At 60.4% G+C, this 19,203-nt stretch carries 19 protein-coding genes, 1 tRNA gene and 1 pseudogene; 6 read left to right on the forward strand and 15 right to left on the reverse strand.

Annotated elements, in window-relative coordinates; all coding sequences use genetic code 11:
* Positions 1–240: 240 nt before the first annotated feature.
* Positions 241–1,665, forward strand: coding sequence for a hypothetical protein (locus tag ACM561_RS10920; protein WP_425905038.1), 1,425 nt, complete (start codon positions 241–243; stop codon positions 1,663–1,665).
* Here the strand turns inward: ACM561_RS10920 and ACM561_RS10925 are convergent.
* Positions 1,623–2,375 (reverse strand): alpha/beta fold hydrolase, encoded by a 753-nt coding sequence (locus ACM561_RS10925; RefSeq protein ID WP_425909713.1) that lies wholly within the window; start codon positions 2,373–2,375, stop codon positions 1,623–1,625. The two genes, ACM561_RS10920 and ACM561_RS10925, sit on opposite strands and share 43 nt — an antisense overlap.
* A gap of 56 nt (positions 2,376–2,431) precedes the next feature.
* Positions 2,432–3,540: pseudogene (locus ACM561_RS10930) on the reverse strand (hypothetical protein).
* A 308-nt stretch (positions 3,541–3,848) separates the two neighbouring features.
* Between ACM561_RS10930 and ACM561_RS10935 the strand changes: the two are divergent.
* Both ACM561_RS10935 and ACM561_RS10940 read left to right on the forward strand, forming a co-directional pair.
* Positions 3,849–4,094 carry a zinc-finger domain-containing protein gene (locus ACM561_RS10935; RefSeq protein WP_079447202.1) on the forward strand — a complete coding sequence of 82 codons (246 nt, stop codon included), beginning with the start codon at positions 3,849–3,851 and terminating at the stop codon, positions 4,092–4,094.
* Positions 4,095–4,155: 61 nt separating this feature from the next.
* The gene (locus ACM561_RS10940; RefSeq protein WP_425905040.1) at positions 4,156–5,310 is read left to right on the forward strand and encodes an FAD-dependent monooxygenase; all 1,155 of its coding nucleotides are present in this window, start codon (positions 4,156–4,158) and stop codon (positions 5,308–5,310) included.
* Positions 5,311–5,362: 52 nt separating this feature from the next.
* On the opposite strand, the gene ACM561_RS10945 is transcribed toward ACM561_RS10940, so the two are convergent.
* From ACM561_RS10945 to ACM561_RS10960, 4 genes are all read right to left on the reverse strand, one after another.
* Positions 5,363–5,782 carry a twin-arginine translocation pathway signal gene (locus tag ACM561_RS10945; protein WP_425905042.1) on the reverse strand — a complete coding sequence of 140 codons (420 nt, stop codon included), beginning with the start codon at positions 5,780–5,782 and terminating at the stop codon, positions 5,363–5,365.
* A gap of 98 nt (positions 5,783–5,880) precedes the next feature.
* Complete coding sequence (locus ACM561_RS10950) at positions 5,881–7,137, reverse strand: aminopeptidase (RefSeq protein WP_425905044.1); 1,257 nt, start codon at positions 7,135–7,137, stop codon at positions 5,881–5,883.
* 45 nt (positions 7,138–7,182) lie between these two features.
* The gene (locus ACM561_RS10955) at positions 7,183–7,365 is read right to left on the reverse strand and encodes a hypothetical protein (protein WP_425905045.1); all 183 of its coding nucleotides are present in this window, start codon (positions 7,363–7,365) and stop codon (positions 7,183–7,185) included.
* A gap of 122 nt (positions 7,366–7,487) precedes the next feature.
* A tRNA-Leu gene (locus ACM561_RS10960) sits at positions 7,488–7,576 on the reverse strand.
* A 212-nt stretch (positions 7,577–7,788) separates the two neighbouring features.
* On the opposite strand from ACM561_RS10960, the gene ACM561_RS10965 reads away from it, so the two are divergent.
* On the forward strand, positions 7,789–8,130 hold the full coding sequence (locus ACM561_RS10965) for a hypothetical protein (protein ID WP_425905046.1): 342 nt from the start codon (positions 7,789–7,791) through the stop codon (positions 8,128–8,130).
* Positions 8,131–8,149: 19 nt separating this feature from the next.
* On the opposite strand, the gene ACM561_RS10970 is transcribed toward ACM561_RS10965, so the two are convergent.
* From ACM561_RS10970 to ACM561_RS10990, 5 genes are all read right to left on the reverse strand, one after another.
* Complete coding sequence (locus ACM561_RS10970) at positions 8,150–8,755, reverse strand: 2-hydroxychromene-2-carboxylate isomerase (RefSeq protein ID WP_425905048.1); 606 nt, start codon at positions 8,753–8,755, stop codon at positions 8,150–8,152.
* Between the two features lie 101 nt (positions 8,756–8,856).
* Positions 8,857–9,486, reverse strand: a complete 630-nt coding sequence (locus ACM561_RS10975) for a hypothetical protein (RefSeq protein WP_425905050.1) — start codon at positions 9,484–9,486, stop codon at positions 8,857–8,859.
* A 62-nt stretch (positions 9,487–9,548) separates the two neighbouring features.
* Positions 9,549–10,055: a xanthine phosphoribosyltransferase gene (gene gpt / locus ACM561_RS10980; protein ID WP_425905052.1), complete on the reverse strand. Its 507-nt coding sequence runs from the start codon at positions 10,053–10,055 to the stop codon at positions 9,549–9,551.
* Positions 10,056–10,155: 100 nt separating this feature from the next.
* On the reverse strand, positions 10,156–10,896 hold the full coding sequence (locus ACM561_RS10985; protein WP_425905053.1) for a competence/damage-inducible protein A: 741 nt from the start codon (positions 10,894–10,896) through the stop codon (positions 10,156–10,158).
* 191 nt (positions 10,897–11,087) lie between these two features.
* Positions 11,088–11,387, reverse strand: coding sequence for an usg protein (locus tag ACM561_RS10990; RefSeq protein ID WP_425905055.1), 300 nt, complete (start codon positions 11,385–11,387; stop codon positions 11,088–11,090).
* 402 nt (positions 11,388–11,789) lie between these two features.
* Between ACM561_RS10990 and groES the strand changes: the two genes are divergently transcribed.
* Together groES and groL are read left to right on the forward strand one after the other, a co-directional pair.
* Positions 11,790–12,107 carry a co-chaperone GroES gene (groES, locus tag ACM561_RS10995; protein ID WP_079447228.1) on the forward strand — a complete coding sequence of 106 codons (318 nt, stop codon included), beginning with the start codon at positions 11,790–11,792 and terminating at the stop codon, positions 12,105–12,107.
* Positions 12,108–12,147: 40 nt separating this feature from the next.
* Entirely contained in the window at positions 12,148–13,788 is a 1,641-nt protein-coding gene (gene groL / locus ACM561_RS11000) for a chaperonin GroEL (RefSeq protein ID WP_425905057.1), read from the forward strand.
* Positions 13,789–14,047: 259 nt separating this feature from the next.
* On the opposite strand, the gene ACM561_RS11005 is transcribed toward groL, so the two are convergent.
* The 4 genes from ACM561_RS11005 to ACM561_RS11020 form a co-directional block, all read right to left on the reverse strand.
* Positions 14,048–14,431 carry a hypothetical protein gene (locus tag ACM561_RS11005; protein WP_425905059.1) on the reverse strand — a complete coding sequence of 128 codons (384 nt, stop codon included), beginning with the start codon at positions 14,429–14,431 and terminating at the stop codon, positions 14,048–14,050.
* Positions 14,432–15,578: 1,147 nt separating this feature from the next.
* Positions 15,579–16,172 carry a DUF4142 domain-containing protein gene (locus ACM561_RS11010; protein WP_425905061.1) on the reverse strand — a complete coding sequence of 198 codons (594 nt, stop codon included), beginning with the start codon at positions 16,170–16,172 and terminating at the stop codon, positions 15,579–15,581.
* Positions 16,173–16,331: 159 nt separating this feature from the next.
* Positions 16,332–17,828 (reverse strand): glycosyltransferase family 39 protein, encoded by a 1,497-nt coding sequence (locus ACM561_RS11015; protein WP_425905063.1) that lies wholly within the window; start codon positions 17,826–17,828, stop codon positions 16,332–16,334.
* A 7-nt stretch (positions 17,829–17,835) separates the two neighbouring features.
* Positions 17,836–18,966: a glycosyltransferase gene (locus tag ACM561_RS11020; RefSeq protein WP_425905064.1), complete on the reverse strand. Its 1,131-nt coding sequence runs from the start codon at positions 18,964–18,966 to the stop codon at positions 17,836–17,838.
* Positions 18,967–19,203: the final 237 nt, after the last annotated feature.

Below are 19,203 nucleotides of genomic sequence, written 5' to 3' on the forward strand. Positions count from 1 at the left end.
CCTCGATTTTGCCCCGCAGTTTAACATGTTGCGAGGTCGTTGTCCTTGATGTTCAGAGAATATTCATTTGGCCCGTCTAGGGTTAACCGATCTAAAGGCTTGAATCTTCGTACTATATTCGGTCCCTGAGAGAGGCCCGGCGCCACCAAACGGATCGGAAATCTTCATCGTTCCGGCCAACGTCGGACTAATTTACGTCAAATAAATTATGCATGTGCGACGAAACACTCAATAGGCGGAATGGTGCGCCGCCCACCGGAGAACACGTCCATTTCGACCCCGGTCTTACACACGCGTGACGCGGAAATACCATGGGGCTGGATCGTAGCCGTCGTCATCCCCGTACTTTTGCTCGCTCCAGCGATCTGGAACGGCTACCCGCTGCTTCAATATGATACGGGCGGCTATCTGGCGCGATGGTATGAAGGCCATCTCGAGATCAGCCGTTCGAACGCGTATGGCATCTACCTTCATTTGGGACAGGGCTCGTACTTCTGGATCAATTTGGTATGCCAGGCGCTGCTGACGCTGTGGATCCTGCATTTGACCTTGCGCGTGCTCAACATGGCGCAGCCATTGCGGCTTCTCACAATCGCCTTGATCCTCATCACGGCCACCGCGCTACCGTGGCTCGCCAGCATGCTGCTAACCGACATTTTCGCGGGGCTGGCGGTGCTCGCGCTGTACATCCTCGTGGTACATAACGGCAAGCTTTCGATCGTCGAGAAGGTCTCGCTGTTTCTGTTTACGTCCTTCGCGGCGGCGAGCCACACGGCGACGTTCGGGGTCCTGTTGGGACTGTGTTGTGCGGGGTGGATCGTCAAGCCATTGCTCGGCCCAAGGCTTCAGATCACAGGGCTGGTTCAGGGTTCCCTGACGATCCTTGCCGGCGCGGCCATGCTGCTGGCCGCCAATGTTTTTTTGACAGGCCGGCTTGCCTGGACGCCAGGTGGCGCCTCCGTCTCGTTCGGACGCATGATGCAGGACGGCATCGTCGCGCGTTATCTCAACGACCACTGCGACAAGATCAAGTTGAAGCTCTGCCCCTACCGCAATCAACTGCCGGCAACAGCGGATGATTTCCTTTGGGGCAATGACACCATATTCGACAAACTGGGACGCTTCGCCGGCATGAACGGCGAGATGGAGTTCATCGCCACGCACGCACTGGTCGCCTACCCTCTTTGGCAGGCCGAAGCTGCAGCCGAAGCAACGGCAGAGCAACTGGTGAGTGTCGACACCGGCGAAGGCACCACCGGATGGATTCCGCACACCTACGGCATCATCGAACGCTATCTGCCGGAACAGGCAAAGACCATGCGCGCCGCGCAGCAGCAGCACTGGAATATCAAGTTTACGGCTATCAACTGGATTCACGTCCCGGTCGCACTTGCCTCGATGCTGTTGGCCGCCGTGATCGCTCTGGCGGCGATATGGCGGCGGCGTATCGATGACGTCGAACTTCTTGCCGCGACAGTTTGCGTGGCATTGCTCGGTAACGCTTTCATCTGCGGCGTCATATCAGGTCCCCACGACCGCTACGGCGCGCGCATGGTCTGGATCGCAACGTTCGTGGTGCTGATCGCAGCGGCGAGACTCCTCGCCCATCGCTACGGCTGGCTTCACGGCCGACGTGACAGAAATCTCAGCACGCCTTCCTTGTAGACCTTGTCTCCCACAGCACGCATGTGGTCTCGGTTGGGAATGTTCAACACCTCCGCACCGGGGATAACGTCCGCGAGCTCCTGCGCCGATCCTGCGATCTCGTCTTTCGTGCCGACCGCTATCAGCGTCGGCACCTCGATGCCGGCGACTTCAGCTTCCGTCATCAGCCGCCGTGATCCCCGCAAACACGCCGCCAGGGCGCGCCGATCAGATCGGGTCTGATCGGCAAAGACCCGGAACGTCCGGCCGAACGGATCGGTCACGTCATCCAGCGACGGTGCCTCCAGCGCCCTAGCGACGCTTTCGCCCGGACCGCCCCCCTTGATCAGTCCGATACCCAGACCGCCGAAAATTCCGGAGCGCACCCGTTCAGGCCGAGTTCGCGCCAGAATTCCCATCATCCTGGCGCCGAGCGAATATCCCATGACGTCCGCGCGCGCGATGGCAAGATGATCCATCAGCGCCGTGATGTCGCTCGCCATCGTGCCGATGTGATAGTCTTCCGGATCGTAGCGCTTGCTGGAATCGCCGTGGCCGCGGTTGTCAAACGCGATTGTCCGGAATCCGTTTTTGCGCAATTCCGACACCCAGGTCGGATACACCCAGTTCACGTTCTTGCTCGACGCAAAGCCATGCACAAGAACGATGGGATCGCCATCGCCCTCGTCGAGGTAGGCAATTTCAACATCGCCGTGATGAAAGCTCGGCATCAGCGCTTCCGTGATCTGGATGGAGACGGGATGGCTAGCAACGATCGACGAGACGTTTACGTCGGCGACGGCGCGGCGGACAGCCGGCGCAGACGCCTGATTTTTGAACGTTGCAGCCATGAGAGCGTCAGGCGCTCGGTCGTGGCCTTGATCGATGACAGAAAACCAAATAGCGCGAACACCGCGCTAAGCACCCACATCGCTAGATTGAACGCGCCGGTCGTGAGTAGCAACGCACCCCGCCCCAGAATCTTGATGATGGCTCGGGTCTGTCCGCCTTTGGCCTCAGCGAGCCGCACAGCGCGGGTGACATCTTTTGGCCCTTGAGCGATCCGCAACATGTCGAGCGCACCGCGCGTCCCGGTCTTTTCGCCGATGCGGCCAACATCCTTGGCGAGCCGCACCAGTCCACCGGCTTTCTCGGCGCGGATCGCGGCCCTGATCGCGACGGCTGTCTGACGCGGCCGCGCCAGCGACCCCGCAGCGACCGCATTTTGCAGTTGCCGCATGTCGACCATCGCGCGCGCCGAACGACCTGCCCATCGGCTCAGGCCTTCACCGAGCCGCCCAGCCTTCCTGGCATCCTTGACAAGCGTCAGTCCGGCTCGGGCCGGTGCTGCGCCGCCAACGGTCACGAAGGTGGCCCCCGTCACAACGACGCCTGCTGCGGCGAGCCCCAGCAGCAGCCGGTCGGTATCCTCGCCCATCGCCAGATGTCTGCCCTCCCGCACGATGTCCCGACATCACCAAATACGCAAAGGTCGCCGGTGAGCGTACCCGAAAGACTGGCCCCGTCGACGGCATTGCCTGTGACAAGCCCAGAGAAGAATCTCGTTGCGATACCTTGGCTGGAATTTTCTTCTCCGACGGCCTCTGTGACGCGTTGAGACAGTTTGTCCGGGATCGGCATTCCCTTGGCAGCCGCAAGATCGACGAAGCTGTTTGCAAGATCTGGATCCTGCGCCGCTAGCGCCGCCTCGACGTTCCGCCCAATCAGCGCGGGATCGTTTCGAAGTGCGGATTCCAGCTGAAGATCGGCAAGCTGCACGGGGTCATCCTGCGCTATCAGCATGGCGCCGGCGTCCGTGGCACGTGGCAACAACACAGCGAACGCTGTTGCACACACCGCGGCTGCCGTTATCGCGCTGCCAATTCGCCGTCGCATGCCGCCTTTCAAGCACAGCTTTTCCGACCAAAAAAGGGCTTCTCTCAAACGACAGGAATATGTCGAATTTGCATGGATAACGGACTGCCAAAATTTGCAAATCTGTCTCCGGCGAGCGCTGTTTTCGAGCGACATGGATCACGGTCCGCGTGAAGAAAACACATCAAAACAACGATCTAGAGCTTCGCTTCTGATTCAATCAAAAGCGAAAATGCTCTAGGAATTCGAAGCGCCGGCCAGTATGGTGCCGCGCGATCTCGTTGCGTTATCGGCGCGTCAATGTCTCGCAACGACTTGAGGTGGAAAGCATGTCTGATCACGTAGTTCCCCATTTCCATAACGATTCCGGCGTCGCCGTTATTGAAATCGGCTCGCAGGAATTCATGTGCGTCGGGGCCAATCCACCATTCGATCATCCGCACGTCTTTCTTGATCTCGGCAACGATAGCGAAGTCATCTGCCCGTATTGCTCGACACTGTACCGTTTCGCGGCCGATCTCGGCGCCGGACAGTCCCGTCCCCCAGAGTGCGTGGTAAGGGACAAGGCGGCCTGATCCGCCTGTGACACGGTCACGGTCACGCACGGTCGTTGTCGCCGGTGCCGGAATCGGAGGCTTGACGGCATCGCTTGCGCTGGCGGCGAAGGGTTGTCGTGTCCTTATCATCGAAACCGCTGAACGCCTCGAAGGGGTCGGCGCAGGGCTGCAACTTTCGCCGAACGCAACCCGCGTCCTGATCGAACTCGGCTTGCATGCGCGGCTATCCGCCCGCGCGCTCGCGCCAGAAGCTGTCAGCATCATGAGTGCGCGGCACGGCGGCGAGATCTGCCGTATCCCGCTTGGCGAAACAGCCGCGTTGCGCGCCGGCGCGCCTTATTGGGTGGTGCATCGCGCCGACCTGCAGGCCGCTCTGCTGGAACAGGTTCACGACCATCCAGATATCGAATTGCGTCTCGGCGCCAGGGTTGAAGACGCAGCCGCGTTCGCTATCGGCGCCAAGGCAACTGTATGCGACGATACAGCTGGCGCTCAGGAGACCGCGTGGGCGCTGATAGGCGCCGACGGCGTGTGGTCCGCTTTGCGCAGTCGGCTTTTTCCGGACGCTGCTCCGCTGTTTTCCGGCCTAATTGCGTGGCGCGGGACCGTGGAGGCAGCACAGTTGCCGCACGACATGACCGCGCCGCGCATACAGCTCTGGATGGGTCCGGATGCGCATCTCGTGACATATCCGATGTCAGGCGGGGACCAGATCAACTTGATCGCAATCGTGCCGGGCAGCTGGAACCAGCCCGGCGGGAGCGCTGCCGGAGATACTGCGGATATCAAACGCACGTTCGCACAAGCGCACTGGCCTGAACCGGCGCACGTGATGATCGGCGCCGTGAACCGCTGGCACAAATGGGCGCTGTTCACAATTCCGCCGATGGCTGCGTGGCACCGCGATACAACCGTCCTGCTTGGCGATGCAGCCCATGCGATGCTGCCGTTTGTTGCGCAGGGTGCGGGTATGGCGATCGAGGATGCCGCGGTCCTGGCGCAGTGTCTCGGCGAAGCCGCGAACGAAAACGCCGAGGGCGTCGCGGCTGCACTTGCGCGTTATACCAGGCTGCGTCGCGCGCGCGTTGCGCGTGTCCAAGAGACCGCACAACTGAATGGGCGAATCTACCATCTCCGAGGTGTCGCCGCTTTGGCGCGCGATCTTGCCATCAGAGCGATGGGACCGCAGCGTATGCTGGCGCGTCAGGAGTGGATCTATAGCTGGCAACCCTGAACCGAGCGGACTCTAGCTCATCGCTGCCCGTCGTTGGGCCGATCGTCGGAGATCATTTAACGGCGCCGTCGGAGCGCCTCGGTGCAACGCGGGGCTCGCTCGCCGGCGTCTGCTGCGCGGTCGAAGCCGCGTCACACCCGTTCCGTCGCCACGTTTCGTCGGCAAGTTTAGCCGAGGCACGAGTGGTAATGTAGTCGTTGCGATACGCTACTTCGGCAACGGCGGCACCCGCGACACCCGTATGAGCCTTTTCGATCAGCCCCTGCAACGTTGCCGTGCGCACCGCCAAGGATTTGCGTTGCGCGTCGAGCTGCGGGCAATCATAGAGATCATACGTCGCGGGATCGACGAATGCGCCCGAGACGGCACCGTCGCCGATATTGGCGCAACCGCCAAGACCGCCGCCCATGATCAGCAGAGCAATGAACACGGGTAGCCGCAGACGACGGCCACTAACGATCCGGTCCGGCATTGTTCCCCATTCAAGCCGAGCCAAGCGCCCGCCGAACTGCCAAAAAGCACCGGCTCGTGACGGCATTGAGGCCGCTCGTGCGATCAGGCGTGGGCGGTTCACGCCCACTCGCCCTTGCGAAAGACAGGAACACGACTGCCGTCGCTGCTGATGCCATCAATATCGGTCTCGCCTGACCCGATCATCCAGTCGATGTGAATGAAGCTCTTGTTGCCGCCTTGCGCCGCGATCTGCTCCGGCGACAGCTTCTCGCCATCGACGAAGCACTTCGAATAGCATTGGCCGAGTGCGATGTGGCACGCCGCGTTCTCGTCGAATAATGTGTTATAGAACAACAAGCCGCTTTTCGAAATCGGCGAGGAATGCGGCACCAACGCGACCTCTCCGAGCCGCCGCGCGCCCTCATCCGTATCCAGCACCTTGTTGAGCACGTCGGCGCCGCGCGACGCCTTGGCCTCGACGATGCGACCCTGCTCGAAGCGGACAGCGATCCCGTCGATCAGCGTGCCTTGATACGACAGCGGCTTAGTGCTTCGGACGTGCCCCTCGACCCGCAATGCATGAGGTGTGGTGAATACCTCCTCGGTCGGGATATTCGCGTTGAAAACGATGCCATTATTGGCCGCGGAAGCGCCGCCCACCCATTCATGGCCGTCGGCCAGGCCAACCGTGAGGTCGGTGCCTGGCCCGGAGTAATGCAGAGCATGAAAGCGCTGGCTATTGAGCCAATCCGTGCGCTGGCGCAGGGCCGCGTTGTGTGCGGTCCAGTTCGCGATCGGATCATCGTTGTCGACGCGCGAGGCGGAGAAAATCGCGTCCGCAAGTTTCGCCACCGCGCCGTCTGCGCTGTCATCCGGAAACATCAGTCTTGCCCACGCTGTGCCCGGATAGGCGACGATATTCCAGTTGATGTCAAAACCGACAATCTTCTCAAGCGCCGGCTGGTAGGCCATGGAATTCGCCTTGTTGGCACGGGCGACTTTCGTTGCATCCTCGCCCGACAGCAGCATCGGATTGTCGCCAACGACGGCGAGCCGCGCCGTGTTGGCCGCGAATGCTTTCGCCATGCCCTCATAGAGCCAGCTGGCGGCGCGATCGAAACTCGCGTCCGGCCCGAACCTGTAGCGTGACAACGTGAGGTCGTCATCGGAGAAAAATGGCGTCACCAGCCCCGCCCCTGCCTTGTAGGCATGTTCGGCGATCCGCCGCACCAGAGGCAGCGCCACCGCGGGCGCGGTGATCAAAAGATCCTGTCCCGGCGCAAGTTGCAGGCCGACCTTGACCGCGACTTCCGCGAGACGATCCAGCTTCACCGGATCGATCGGCGTAACGATATGACGCTGATGCTGGGTCATGCGAATTTATCCTAAGCAACAGAGCGGCCTGATTAGGGCCGTGGACTAACTATCAGGCGTTGTTTTGAAGCGGCCGACCAAGCGCTCCCCCTCCCATATTTCCACGTGACGAACGCCCACTATTCTCTTCGCAGCTTCGATCGCCTGAGCGTCATCCGCGCTCACTATGAGCGTGTCGCTCTGGATGTGGCCCTTGTCGTTGAGGATGTAGACTCGATAATCGGTCACTGTCCTATCTCCAGATTTTCGCTGTCACCGGCGCGCCTAGGGGCAGAGTAAAATTTCGTCAACCATCGATCCCCACCCTCACCGGGTCCTTCTTTCAGCAGAGCCAACGCGGGTCTAAGAAGTGGTGCCCCCAACCCGAGTCGAACGGGTACGTCCCTGACGGGACTACAGATTTTAAGTCTGTTGCGTCTACCAGTTTCGCCATGGGGGCAGTGATTTGAGTCCCTTGCGTTTACCGATTCCGCCATGCCTGCGCGCTTTCTTTTCAGATACTTAGTGGGGAAATGCAATGGCGGTATTGCAAAACAGCTCGCGCGTTCTGCAAATGCGTTCACTCGGTGATGAAATGAGGCAGGAGACGAACCTATGATCCCAACCGACGATGTGACCAACCTGGTGGAGCGGTTGCGGCAAGACGCCGAGATGCTCAAGGACGGCTACCAGAGCAACCTCACCGAGCTTTGGCACGGCGTCGTCGTGAAGGATGCCGCAAAAGCTTGTGAAGCAGCTGCCGACCTCATCGAAGCCCAGATCCAGGCACTGAGCGATGCCAAAGCGGAATGGGATGCATTGGATCAATCTCACCGATCTATCGGCGAGCAACTCGGCCACGAAGGAAGGCGTCGCATCGCCGCCGAAACCAGGCTGAAGGAGGCCGAGAAGGTGATCGAATTGGTCGCGGCGATGCGAATTAACAACTCCGAGCAGATTCGACTGGTTACGCGCGCTCGCACGTTTCTCGCTCCAACGGAGAAGCAAAAATAACAAAAAAGCGTCGCGGGCGTTACGCAGCGCTCCTTCGTTGCAGCGCCTCACGGATCAGCGGCAGCCGGTCATTGCCGAAATACATATCGGTCTTGCTAAGAAAGATCGTCGGCGATCCGAACACGCCACGCGCGATCGCCTCGTCGGTATTAGCCTTGAGTTCGTTCTTGATGCCTTCATCTCCAATGCCGGTCAGAAGCTTTTCAGGATCGATGCCGAGCGACCTGCAAATCTCGGCCAGCACCGGCTCACGCGAGATGTCCTTGTCATCGCGCCAGTAGGCTTCGAACACCGATCTGGCGAATGGCACCATCGCGTCGTTGCCAAGCCAGAGACAGCCGCGCATGGCTTTGATGCTGTTTACGGGGAACACAGTCGGCGGCATCTTGATCGCGAGTCCCGCCAACCGCGCCCAATCCGCGAGATCTTTCCTCATGTAGCGGACCTTCGCCGCCACCGGATTTTCCCGCGAGGCATAGACGCTCGGGTTGATGGCATTGAATATTCCGCCGACCAGGACCGGCCGCCATGAAATCTGCTCACCGAACTCTTTTGCCAGCGGCTGGATGTTGTGGAAAGCGAGGTAGGTCCAGGGACTGGAGCAATCGAAGAAGAATTCGATCATGGACTGCTTCCTTTGTTTTCGTGCCACGGCTTGGCCCGGCCATCCCTGTCTTGTCAACTATGGCTCAAGATCAACGTGCGGACACGATGTCACAACATTGATCAATAGGATTGAATCGTCACACTTTCATGCAACTTCACACGATAGCCGGCCTGCAATGCGCGCATGGTGGATGGTGGCGTGATCAACCGGGGGCCTGCAAGCGGCAAGCTCGCCTCGTAATAGCCATCAAAGCTCCACAGCAACGGTCGCGCACCCACAATCAAATAATTCTGTTCACCCGCGCGCACCATCGCTCCGTCCGGCAATTCGTTGATCGGCATCGAAAGCGAATGCAGTCGCTTCGTGCGGCCGTCGAGCCGTTCCACGTGAAGAACTGCGTCTATTGAAGGCGCTGACGCATCGTGGGCGCGATTGCCTCGTTTCCACGCGGCACGAAACGCATTTGCATCCGCGCGCCGGCAATGGAAGCACGGGCGGTGTCCTGCCGCGAACGCTGTCGCCTCATCGAGAAAGAACAACTCGGTCCAGCTTCGCGTCGCCATCACATCACGGCGGCGGCCACGAAACTCGCAGACACAGACGATCCACGCCTTGGTGGTCCAGCGCCGCTTGAGCAGCGTCCGAGTCGCCGGATCGTGAATGATTCCACGGTTGCCGGTGAAGGCGCCGCGCTGCGACACCGCGACAATGTCGCCTGAAGGCATGACACGGTTTTGCAAAGGATGCATGAACCTTTCGAGCCGTGACGTGAGTTTTCTTGACCTGTTGCCGGCGGGAACGATGAAGAATTCTATGCTGCGCCGTCACGCAACGGCGGGGCGAAGGCAAGGTCGAGATCCCAGGGGAAATAAATCCAGGTGTCCTGCGAAACCTCGGTGATAAACGTGTCAACCAACGGTTTGCCGAGGGGCTTGGCGTAGACGGTAGCGAAATGTGCGTCCGGAATCATGCTCCGCACGACTCGCGCTGTGGCGCCGGTATCGACAAGATCGTCGACAATCAGAAGATCCTTGCCGGTGCCGCCGCCGAGTTTCGCGGTCGCATCTGAGATGCCTTTCAGCACTTTCAGTTCGCCTTTGCGGATATGGTCGTAGCTTGCGACACACACCGTGTCGATCACGCGGACGCCGAGTTCGCGCGCCACGATCGCTGCCGGGACGAGACCACCGCGGGTGATCGCGACCACTGCATGGAAGGGTCCTGTCTCGTTCAGCCGCCAGGTCAGCGCGCGGCAGTCGCGATGAAACTGGTCCCAGGACACCGGAAAGGCCTTGTTGGGCGTTTTGTTAGCAGTCACTTGGTGGTTTCCGTCACAAGTCTTTTTGTAAGAGCAGAAATCTCGCTCATCATATCCAGAATTTTTGGTCTGAGTGCGAGACGCCAAACCGATGGGCCATTTACTGAGGCACTTTGAGTGCCGTCAGCATCGCTCTGATAGCGTCCATTGCCGCCGTCAGCTTGGCCTGATCGCGGGATCGCACCACAAGGCTCGTGTTCGGCTTGCCGTTTTCGTCGAGGAAGGGATAACTGCCGATGGTGGTGTCCGGGTGCGCCTCGGCGATCTCGCGCAGCGGCGTGCCGATGTCACCTTCCCGGCAATTGCCGCGCACCGATTCCGACAGCATCCGCTCGCCCACCTGGAGCGACGGCGCGACGATATCCATCATCGCTTGCATGATCGATGGCACTCCCGCCATGACAATGACGTTGCCGATCCTGAAACCGGGCGCCAGAATGGTTGCGCTCTGAATCGGTTCGGACCCCCGGGGAAGGCGCGCCATCCGCAACCGCGCCTCATTCAACTCGCCGGGCTTCTGGTAACGCTCCTTGAAACGCGCCACCACCTCGGGATGATAATCGATGCTGACGTCCAAGGCTTTCGCGATACTGTCGGCGGTGATGTCGTCATGCGTGGGGCCGATACCTCCGGTCGTGAAGACGTAGGTGTAACGCGCGCGAAGCGCGTTCAACGCCGCGACGATATCGGACTCATCGTCGGCGACGATGCGTACCTCCTTGAGGTCAATTCCGATATTGGTCAGGTATTCCGCAATGAATCCGATGTTCTTGTCCTTCGTCCGGCCGGACAGGATTTCGTCTCCGATCACCAGAACGCCCGCGGTGACAATATCACCCATCACCTCTCCTCGCCGTCAGCAGGAACTTGTCCCTCGCCCGGAACCTGCCGCTTCATGGCGAGCCCGCCGCATCATTGCCGAGCGTGCGGCGCGCATTCGGGATCATCACATGACGCGCAGCCGCGCCAGCGTCAAGACGTGCGCCTTGACTGCGCGACAGCAGAGGCCGCAGCGCTCCATCGTCAAGGCCCTCAATGCAGACAGAACACGCCATCCACCGCGCGCAATTCAGCAGGCCTGATCAGCCTCGAATGCGCGACCGTTACCGAAACCAGTGGTCCGTCGAGTTGCCTCTCCCAAAAGGCGAGGAAGTCGCACAGCACCGGAAATTTCGGGAACATGTCGTAATTCTGCCAGACGTAGCTCTGTAATAACCACTGCCGATCAGGACGGCGGTACAGGATCTCGGCCGTCGTCAAGCCATAGCCGAGCACTTGCTTGCGAAAATCATCCGAAACGCCGCGGAACTGCACGTCATGCTTCGTGACCATCTCAACCTCCTTGAGAAGGCTGCGCTATCGGCGAAGTGACGGGCCGGTTCCCCGATAACGCTCCATTCCTCCGTAATCCGCGGTCTGGACTGGTTTTGATGCGCGGATCATCTGGAAAATGTGACATACGAAGGCGGAATCACAAATGAAAAAAATAAAGAAACCAGCAATTAACCAAGTTCTAGCAGCAGCTTACTGCATCTGCTAACAATGCTCTGCACGGTGGGTTAGATTGATGACCAGGCGCTGGCAGTCTCGGTCTTTGATTGCTTAAAAAATACGTCTCGGACCCTTGCCCGCATCTTGCACTGGGCTTATGTCCTGTCCGGTTAGCTAGCACTCGCTTGTGTTGACTGCTAAAACTCAGAACATCCCAAATTTTCAATATCTTAGGAGGACTGCATGAAATTCCGTCCGCTTCACGACCGCGTCGTGGTCAAGCGCATCGACGCTGAAGAGAAGACCGCAGGCGGCATTATCATTCCCGACACGGCCAAGGAAAAGCCCTCGCAGGGCGAGGTCGTAGCCGTCGGCCCCGGTGGCCGCGACGAGTCCGGCAAGCTGATCCCGATCGATCTCAAGGTGGGCGACAAGGTGCTGTTCGGCAAGTGGTCCGGCACCGAGGTGAAGATCGACGGCCAGGATCTTCTCATCATGAAGGAGTCCGACATCATGGGCGTCCTCACCGACGCCGCGCCTGCCAAGAAAAAGGCCGCCTAAGCGCCATCCCCTTCAAAATCATTCAAAGGAAATATCCAATATGTCAGCCAAAGATGTCAAATTCGGCGTCGAAGCTCGCGACAAGATGCTGCGCGGCGTGGACATCCTCGCCAATGCAGTGAGGGTGACACTCGGTCCGAAGGGCCGCAACGTGGTGCTCGAAAAGTCATTTGGCGCGCCCCGCATCACCAAGGACGGCGTCACCGTCGCCAAGGAAATCGAACTTGACGACAAGTTCGAAAACATGGGCGCGCAGATGGTGCGCGAAGTCGCCTCCAAGTCCGCTGACGCGGCTGGCGACGGCACCACCACCGCGACGGTTCTGGCCCAGGCGATCGTGAGGGAAGGCGCCAAGTCGGTCGCCGCCGGCATGAATCCGATGGATCTGAAGCGCGGCATTGATCTGGCCGTCGACGCCGTGGTCGCTGACCTCGTCCGGAATTCCAAGAAGGTCACCTCGAACGAAGAAATCGCCCAGGTCGGCACCATCTCGGCCAACGGCGATTCCGAAATCGGCAAATTCCTCGCCGACGCCATGAAGAAGGTCGGCAACGAGGGCGTCATCACGGTTGAAGAAGCCAAGTCGCTCGAGACCGAACTCGATGTCGTCGAGGGCATGCAGTTCGACCGCGGCTACATCTCCCCCTACTTCGTCACCAACGCCGAAAAGATGCGCGTTGAGATGGACGACGCCTACATCCTCATCAACGAGAAGAAGCTCTCCTCGCTGAACGAGCTGCTGCCGCTGCTCGAGGCCGTGGTGCAGACCGGCAAGCCGCTGGTGATCGTCGCCGAAGACGTCGAAGGCGAAGCGCTTGCGACGCTGGTGGTCAACCGCCTGCGCGGCGGCCTCAAGGTCGCGGCCGTCAAGGCGCCGGGCTTCGGCGACCGCCGCAAGGCCATGTTGCAGGACATCGCCATCCTGACCGGCGGTCAGGCGATCAGCGAAGATCTCGGCATCAAGCTCGAGAACGTCACGCTGCAGATGCTCGGCCGCGCCAAGAAGGTGATGATCGACAAGGAAAACACCACGATCGTCAACGGCTCCGGCAAGAAGGCTGACATTGAGGCGCGCGTGGCGCAGATCAAGGCGCAGATCGAGGAGACCACCTCGGACTACGACCGCGAGAAGCTGCAGGAGCGCCTTGCCAAGCTCGCCGGCGGCGTCGCGGTGATCCGCGTCGGCGGCGCGACCGAGGTCGAGGTGAAGGAGCGCAAGGATCGCGTGGACGATGCGATGCATGCGACCCGCGCGGCGGTCGAGGAAGGCATCGTGCCGGGCGGCGGCGTCGCCCTGCTCCGTGCTTCCGAGCAGCTCAAGCGCATCAAGACCCAGAACGACGACCAGAAGACCGGCGTCGAGATCGTGCGCAAGGCGCTGTCCGCGCCGGCCCGCCAGATCGCGATCAACGCGGGCGAAGACGGCAGCGTCATCGTCGGCAAGATCCTCGAGAAGGAGCAGTATTCGCACGGCTTCGACTCGCAAACCGGCGAATACGGCAACCTGATCTCCAAGGGCATCATCGACCCGACCAAGGTCGTGCGCACGGCAATCCAGAACGCGGCCTCGGTTGCGGCGCTGCTGATCACCACGGAGGCGATGGTCGCCGAGCTGCCGAAGAAGGCTGCCCCTGCTCCGGCGATGCCGGGCGGCGGCGGCATGGGCGGCATGGATTTCTGATCCACGCATCCAACAACACGAAGGGCGCGGCGAAAGCTGCGCCCTTTTTGTTTGCCCGCCGCCGATTCATGGCTCTCAAATGTTTAAAAGCCGGGCGAGCCCCAGCTTTCAGTGGCGGCTTGGATTTCTAAAGTCCATCAGCCTTCCAAGCCGATTACGAAAAGCAAAACCCCGGCAGCGATGCCGGGGTTTTCGTTTGCGGTACAAACCCGCGAATTTGTCTGGCCCGACTTTTTTATACGGGCGCGAGGTGTGATGCTTACCGCCAGCGGTTCACGATCGCCAACGCACCCCACGATCCCAGCACCACGGCGGCCATGGTACCGGCCAGCGAGACAGCCATCACGGCCCCTCCCGAAGCCGCGAGCGACGACCCATCCATAAACGGGCTGAGGATCATGACCATTATCATGCCGCCAACCTGGGCAGCCACAAACGTCGCGAGAAATGAGATAATGATATTCACGATCCAGCCGAGCACGCCCCGCCTTTTCGTCCATGCCTCGTGGATCGCGACGGCCAGCGCCGCGACAAAGACAGCCAGCGCGATCACCATCGGCCCGCCGACACTCGACAGCGGAATCGCGCCGCTGACGTAAAGTAGGAGGATGCCGATCACGGCGATGAGCAGGATATATGGCATGACGTTCGTTCTGTTTCCCTTGGCTAACAGTGTCTCATATGAGTCTGCTGACGGGCGCCACAGGTTCAGCTCAGGCTTCGGCAGACCCGATCAAACATGCCGAACGTGTTGTTCCGGCTATCCACGCCTCCCTGGCTCGCCGTGAACACAGAATACAAAAAAGCCTGCGGGAGGCTCCCCTAGATTTACTCTAGGGCTTCAAACATCTGGAAAAAAGCCTGAACTATCCCGTGCAGCAAAACGTAACTTCCGAGCCGCGTTTTTTAAAGCTTCGAAAGACCTGAAGTGGGGCGCTAACAACTTGGATTACCTTTCGGGCATGGCTGAATGGCATAAGTGCATCTATGGCTTCGACGAGAAATATCGCGATTACATTAGGACAATTCGGAATGTCCGCAACATCAGGTTTCACGAAGTCTATTCTCAATAATCAAACACACTGATGAGGGCGGCTCGCGATCGTCACGATGCGCGTGGCGGTAGGCGCGGCAGAGTCGGGCCGGAGGCATCAGGTCTTGAGGGCGCGAGCCTGGAGCAAGGACGCTTTCCTCACTTTGAGGGGCGTTTGAACTTCGGAAGCCGCGCTGAGGAGACCGGACCTTCGGCTGACGACCACGCTGTGCGATGCGGCCGGGGCGGAGATGCGCCTCACTGACATCGCTTCGCGCGTCGGCCCAAGTCGCGTGCTCCCGGCGTGATGCCTCACGCCATAGCATGGCACGGCAGCGCAACGCTTTCTCTACGGATGAGGCGGCGCCAGCCCGGTCCACGACAACGGTGGGTAACAAAGGATCTCCCACCGGGGGACATGCGAAGCAAGCCGAAAAAACCATCGCGCGCGGAACGCCGGATGAAGCCGGGACCGTGGTGACTACGATCGTGTGCTTTTCACTTTCGCACACGAGGCCGCGGGTGCATCGGGCACCCGGCGTTCCGCGCGCCCTCTTTTGACGGCGCGAATGAGGAACACCTCAAGCGCGCTTGATGGCGCGAATGAGGAATATACCTCAAGCGCGTGTCTTCGATGGCGCGAACTTGAGAAGTAACACGAGGCGTCCCCGCGCCGATAAACAACAGGGGCGATGACGCGTGTCTGGCCGCGCGCACGTCGCGCGCGGCGCTGCTCCTTGCGAGACGGTCGTGCCGCCTACTTGCGGTCCATCCGCATCGGCGCGGGCGCCGTTTTCGAACTGCCGACCGTCGAACGCCGATCCTCATTCATCTTGATTGCCATGACGAGGTGGCTCTTGAGCGTCTCCAGTGTCTTGCCGGCCCAGTTCTTCAGATTGGCGTTATCGCCGCTCTTGGAATAGCGCTCGAACAGCGACACAGCATCCTCATGGGCATCGACCTGCATCGGGTCGTAGAGCGCGGCGAATTCCTGAGGTGTCGCGACTCTGAGCTTGTCGAGCTTGCTTTGCGCGGAACTGTCGAGCGCGGTCGGCAGCTCAGCCTTCAAGTCGCCGCTTTTCACCATACCCTTGAGGTCGTTCGAGGTCTGGGTGTGATCGGCGATCACCCGTTCGGCAAACTTCTTTTCCGCATCGTTGCCCTTTCGCTGCGCGATCTTGGCGGCCTCGATTTCCAGCATGTCGCTCGTTGCGACCTCCTTGACGAAATCGGCCGTGGACGGCGCGACGCCGAGCACAGAGTTAACGCCAGTTCTTTCGCTGATGGACTGAGCAGATACCACTCCGGTCAGCATCGTGGTGGCGGCGAGAGCGATCAGAATCTTTTTCATGTCGCGGATCCTTTTTGGTTGTGTGTGGAACAGCCCCCGCTCGGCCGCATGACGAAATCACGGTTCCGGAGCACTCGTTGAGCGACAACGGCTGGTGCGCAGCCTGGTTCCGACGCTGTCAACAGGTTTGTTGGTTGCACCACCTGTAACTGAATTCAGCTACTTCAATTCCGGCGGCAGCGGCGCGAGCACATCGGCCTTGGGCTCCGCTACCACGTCGATCTGGAAGGTCTCGACCGTCAGCGGCCCGCGTTTGCGTTCGAGAGTCGCGACCTTCTCAACGTGATTGAAAGACTGCGCGACCGGTGGCCAGTTGGCCGATCCGTCATCGACATAAAGCAGCCTGCCCGTGAGTTGGTCTGCGTCCGGTGGTGGAGCGTTGATCCAGCGAATGCGCTCGAAATGCTGCGCCACGCAAGTGCCCTTCGGCAGATAAAAACGAAGCCAGCTCGTTACGCCATAGCCCTGAGCGAGCACGCAGCGCGCGCCGCTTTTCGCGCGCATCGCCTCAATCTCAGCGGCAAGCACTGGAAAACCAACGCCAACGCTACGCACCGAAGCATCGCGGCGATAGCCCGAGAGTAGGCCAGTGTTCACCTGCACCACCAGCGCCACGAACATGCCAACACCCACCGGCAGCGCCCAGCGCCGGCAGGCATCTGCGAAGTGCCTACCGCGCGGCTGCCAGCGCGCGACGTCGGAAGCCACCGCCGCCGCGATCGCCAGCGCCGGATAGATCGGTCCGAACCAGTTGGCCTCGACGCGACCATGCAACGAATGCCAGACAAAATAGATCGTCAGCGTCCACACCATCGCATTGATCAGCACTCGCGCCGCCAGCGTGCCCTCGCCGCGTTTCGCCAATGCAAACAGCCCCATCGCGGCGAGACCGAACACCGGCGGCGTCGCAAAGGCGATCTGAGTCGGGATCAACTCAACGATATAGCGAAGGGTTAGTTGGTCGACGCGCGCGCGACCGAACTGCTTGGAGAACGACACCCAATGGTGTTCGGCATTCCAGATCAGGACCGGCGAGAAGATCGCCAGCGCCACCAGACCCCCGAGATAAGGCCACGGCGTCCGCAGCCAGCGGCGCAGCTCCGGCACGGCCAACAGCCAGATCAGAATCACCGGACCGAAGACCAGCGCGGTATATTTCGACAGCAGCGCCGCGCCGACTGCTGCCCCCACCCCGAGCCACCAGGCCCCGCGCCCGGTCACGAATAGTTTCGCGAGACACAGCAACACGAAACTCGATGCCACCATCAGCGGCGCGTCCGGAGTCACGATCACGGTTCCCGCAGCAACCATCAGCATGAGGTTGAGAAAAACGGTGGCAGACGCCGCCGCGCGCGCACTGTCGAACAGCAGCACCGTTGTGCGGTAGACCGCAAAGCTCATCGGCAGCGCCAACAGAACCGACACCAGCCGGACGCCGAATTCGGTATCGCCAGCGATCATGGTGCCGAGACGGATCACGACCGCCACCATCGGGGGATGATCGTAGTAGCCGCCGGCCAGATGCTTCGACCACGTCCAGTAATAGGCCTCGTCGAATGTCAGCGGCGTCAGCGCCGCGCAGACGAGCCGCAACACCACCAGCGCAAGGACCGTGAGAACAACGGCGCGGACGGACCGCGTCTCGGCCGGATGCATCGTCGTGCTATCGCCTGCGCCAGACGAACAGGCTGGATACCGCGTAATTCCAGACCACGCCCATCAGCGCCCCGGCCGCGCCTGCCAGCCACCAGATCGGCTTCTGATCGTAGACCGAAAATGCGACGCCGACATTGGCGAGCAGGCCGACGCTGCACACGAGATAGAAAACAAGGAGGCCGCGAAGGATTCCGAGTCCTTTCAGGCGCAGGTCGCGATAGGTCAGGAAATTGTTGAACAGGAAATTGCTGGTCATCGCCAGGATCGCGCCGAAAGCTTGCGAGTGCGGAAACGGCCATCCCAGCACTTCGAGCGCGACAAACAGGCCAGCGAAATGGACGACGACGCCGACCGATCCTACTAGCGCGAACAGCAGAAACCGCAGCGATACCGCATCATGCGTCAGCTTCGCCAACACGAGGCCGAGAAAGTCGAGCGCGACCATCGAATCCAGCTTGCTCTCGCCGTGCAGCCGCGAACCGAAGGTGTAGGGAATCTCTCTGACACGCAATGTGCCGCTTGCAGTTGCGATCACATCAAGCAGAATCTTGAATCCCTGGGTTGAAAGCTCGGGCGCAAGCTGTTCGAAACGGTCGCGGCGGATCATGAAAAAGCCGCTCATAGGATCGGCGATTTCGATGCGCAGCAACTTCTTCGCGACCGAGGTTGCCAGCATGCTGAAGCCTGCGCGCTGCTTGTCGAAGCTGTCGGCACTGCCGCCTTCGATGTAGCGGCTGCCGACGACGAGGTCGACGACGTTGCTTTCCAGAAGCGCGAGCATTTCCGGCAGCCGGGTTTCATCGTGCTGAAGGTCGGCATCCATCACCGCGGCGCACGGCGCGCTCGATGCCAGAATGCCCTCGATGCATGCGCCGGACAGCCCGCGCCGACCGATGCGCCGGATACAGCGAACGCGCGGATCAGCCGCAGCCAGCTCGCGCACCATGTCCGAAGTTCCGTCCGGGGAATTGTCATCGACATAGATGACCTCCCACGCAATTCCCTTTAGCGCAGCGGACAGTTTTCGGTACAGCGCAACCACGTTGTCGCGCTCGTTGAAGGTGGGCACGACAACCGAAAGCTGACGCGGCATTCCGGTTGATAGCTCGACCGGCTCCGGTCTCATGGCTTCATTCATGGCGCCAGCATATATCCGTGGCGACCGCCGATGCCAAGATGACCGCATCAAGGTAGCCGGCGCGAAGCCCTTACAGGCGCGAGCCGGAAATCCTGCTAAAAGCCGGAAATGTATGGAAACAGACCAAAGTCAACGACCACGAACAACGGGGCGCGCGTACATCCGGCGCAGCCCAGTTATCCCGTGGTCGTTCCGGCGACGGAGCGGGCTTCAACATCGCCGTTGTCATTAAGGTAG

Origin of the sequence: Nitrobacter sp. TKz-YC02 (assembly GCF_049852135.1) — a bacterium.
Taxonomy (GTDB): Bacteria; Pseudomonadota; Alphaproteobacteria; order Rhizobiales; family Xanthobacteraceae; genus Nitrobacter; species Nitrobacter vulgaris.

Excerpts from the sequence above, each read along its gene's own strand:
- ACM561_RS11010 (WP_425905061.1), bottom strand. The coding sequence starts at position 16,172 with ATGAAAAAGATTCTGATCGCTCTCGCCGCCACCACGATGCTGACCGGA.
- ACM561_RS10970 (WP_425905048.1), bottom strand. The coding sequence starts at position 8,755 with ATGATCGAATTCTTCTTCGATTGCTCCAGTCCCTGGACCTACCTCGCT.
- ACM561_RS10920 (WP_425905038.1), top strand. The coding sequence starts at position 241 with ATGGTGCGCCGCCCACCGGAGAACACGTCCATTTCGACCCCGGTCTTA.
- groES (WP_079447228.1), top strand. The coding sequence starts at position 11,790 with ATGAAATTCCGTCCGCTTCACGACCGCGTCGTGGTCAAGCGCATCGAC.
- ACM561_RS10935 (WP_079447202.1), top strand. The coding sequence starts at position 3,849 with ATGTCTGATCACGTAGTTCCCCATTTCCATAACGATTCCGGCGTCGCC.
- ACM561_RS10925 (WP_425909713.1), bottom strand. The coding sequence starts at position 2,375 with ATGCCGAGCTTTCATCACGGCGATGTTGAAATTGCCTACCTCGACGAG.
- ACM561_RS10950 (WP_425905044.1), bottom strand. The coding sequence starts at position 7,137 with ATGACCCAGCATCAGCGTCATATCGTTACGCCGATCGATCCGGTGAAG.
- ACM561_RS10975 (WP_425905050.1), bottom strand. The coding sequence starts at position 9,486 with ATGCATCCTTTGCAAAACCGTGTCATGCCTTCAGGCGACATTGTCGCG.
- ACM561_RS10985 (WP_425905053.1), bottom strand. The coding sequence starts at position 10,896 with ATGGGTGATATTGTCACCGCGGGCGTTCTGGTGATCGGAGACGAAATC.
- ACM561_RS11020 (WP_425905064.1), bottom strand. The coding sequence starts at position 18,966 with ATGAATGAAGCCATGAGACCGGAGCCGGTCGAGCTATCAACCGGAATG.
- groL (WP_425905057.1), top strand. The coding sequence starts at position 12,148 with ATGTCAGCCAAAGATGTCAAATTCGGCGTCGAAGCTCGCGACAAGATG.
- ACM561_RS10945 (WP_425905042.1), bottom strand. The coding sequence starts at position 5,782 with ATGCCGGACCGGATCGTTAGTGGCCGTCGTCTGCGGCTACCCGTGTTC.
- ACM561_RS11005 (WP_425905059.1), bottom strand. The coding sequence starts at position 14,431 with ATGCCATATATCCTGCTCATCGCCGTGATCGGCATCCTCCTACTTTAC.
- ACM561_RS10990 (WP_425905055.1), bottom strand. The coding sequence starts at position 11,387 with ATGGTCACGAAGCATGACGTGCAGTTCCGCGGCGTTTCGGATGATTTT.
- ACM561_RS11015 (WP_425905063.1), bottom strand. The coding sequence starts at position 17,828 with ATGCATCCGGCCGAGACGCGGTCCGTCCGCGCCGTTGTTCTCACGGTC.
- ACM561_RS10965 (WP_425905046.1), top strand. The coding sequence starts at position 7,789 with ATGCTCAAGGACGGCTACCAGAGCAACCTCACCGAGCTTTGGCACGGC.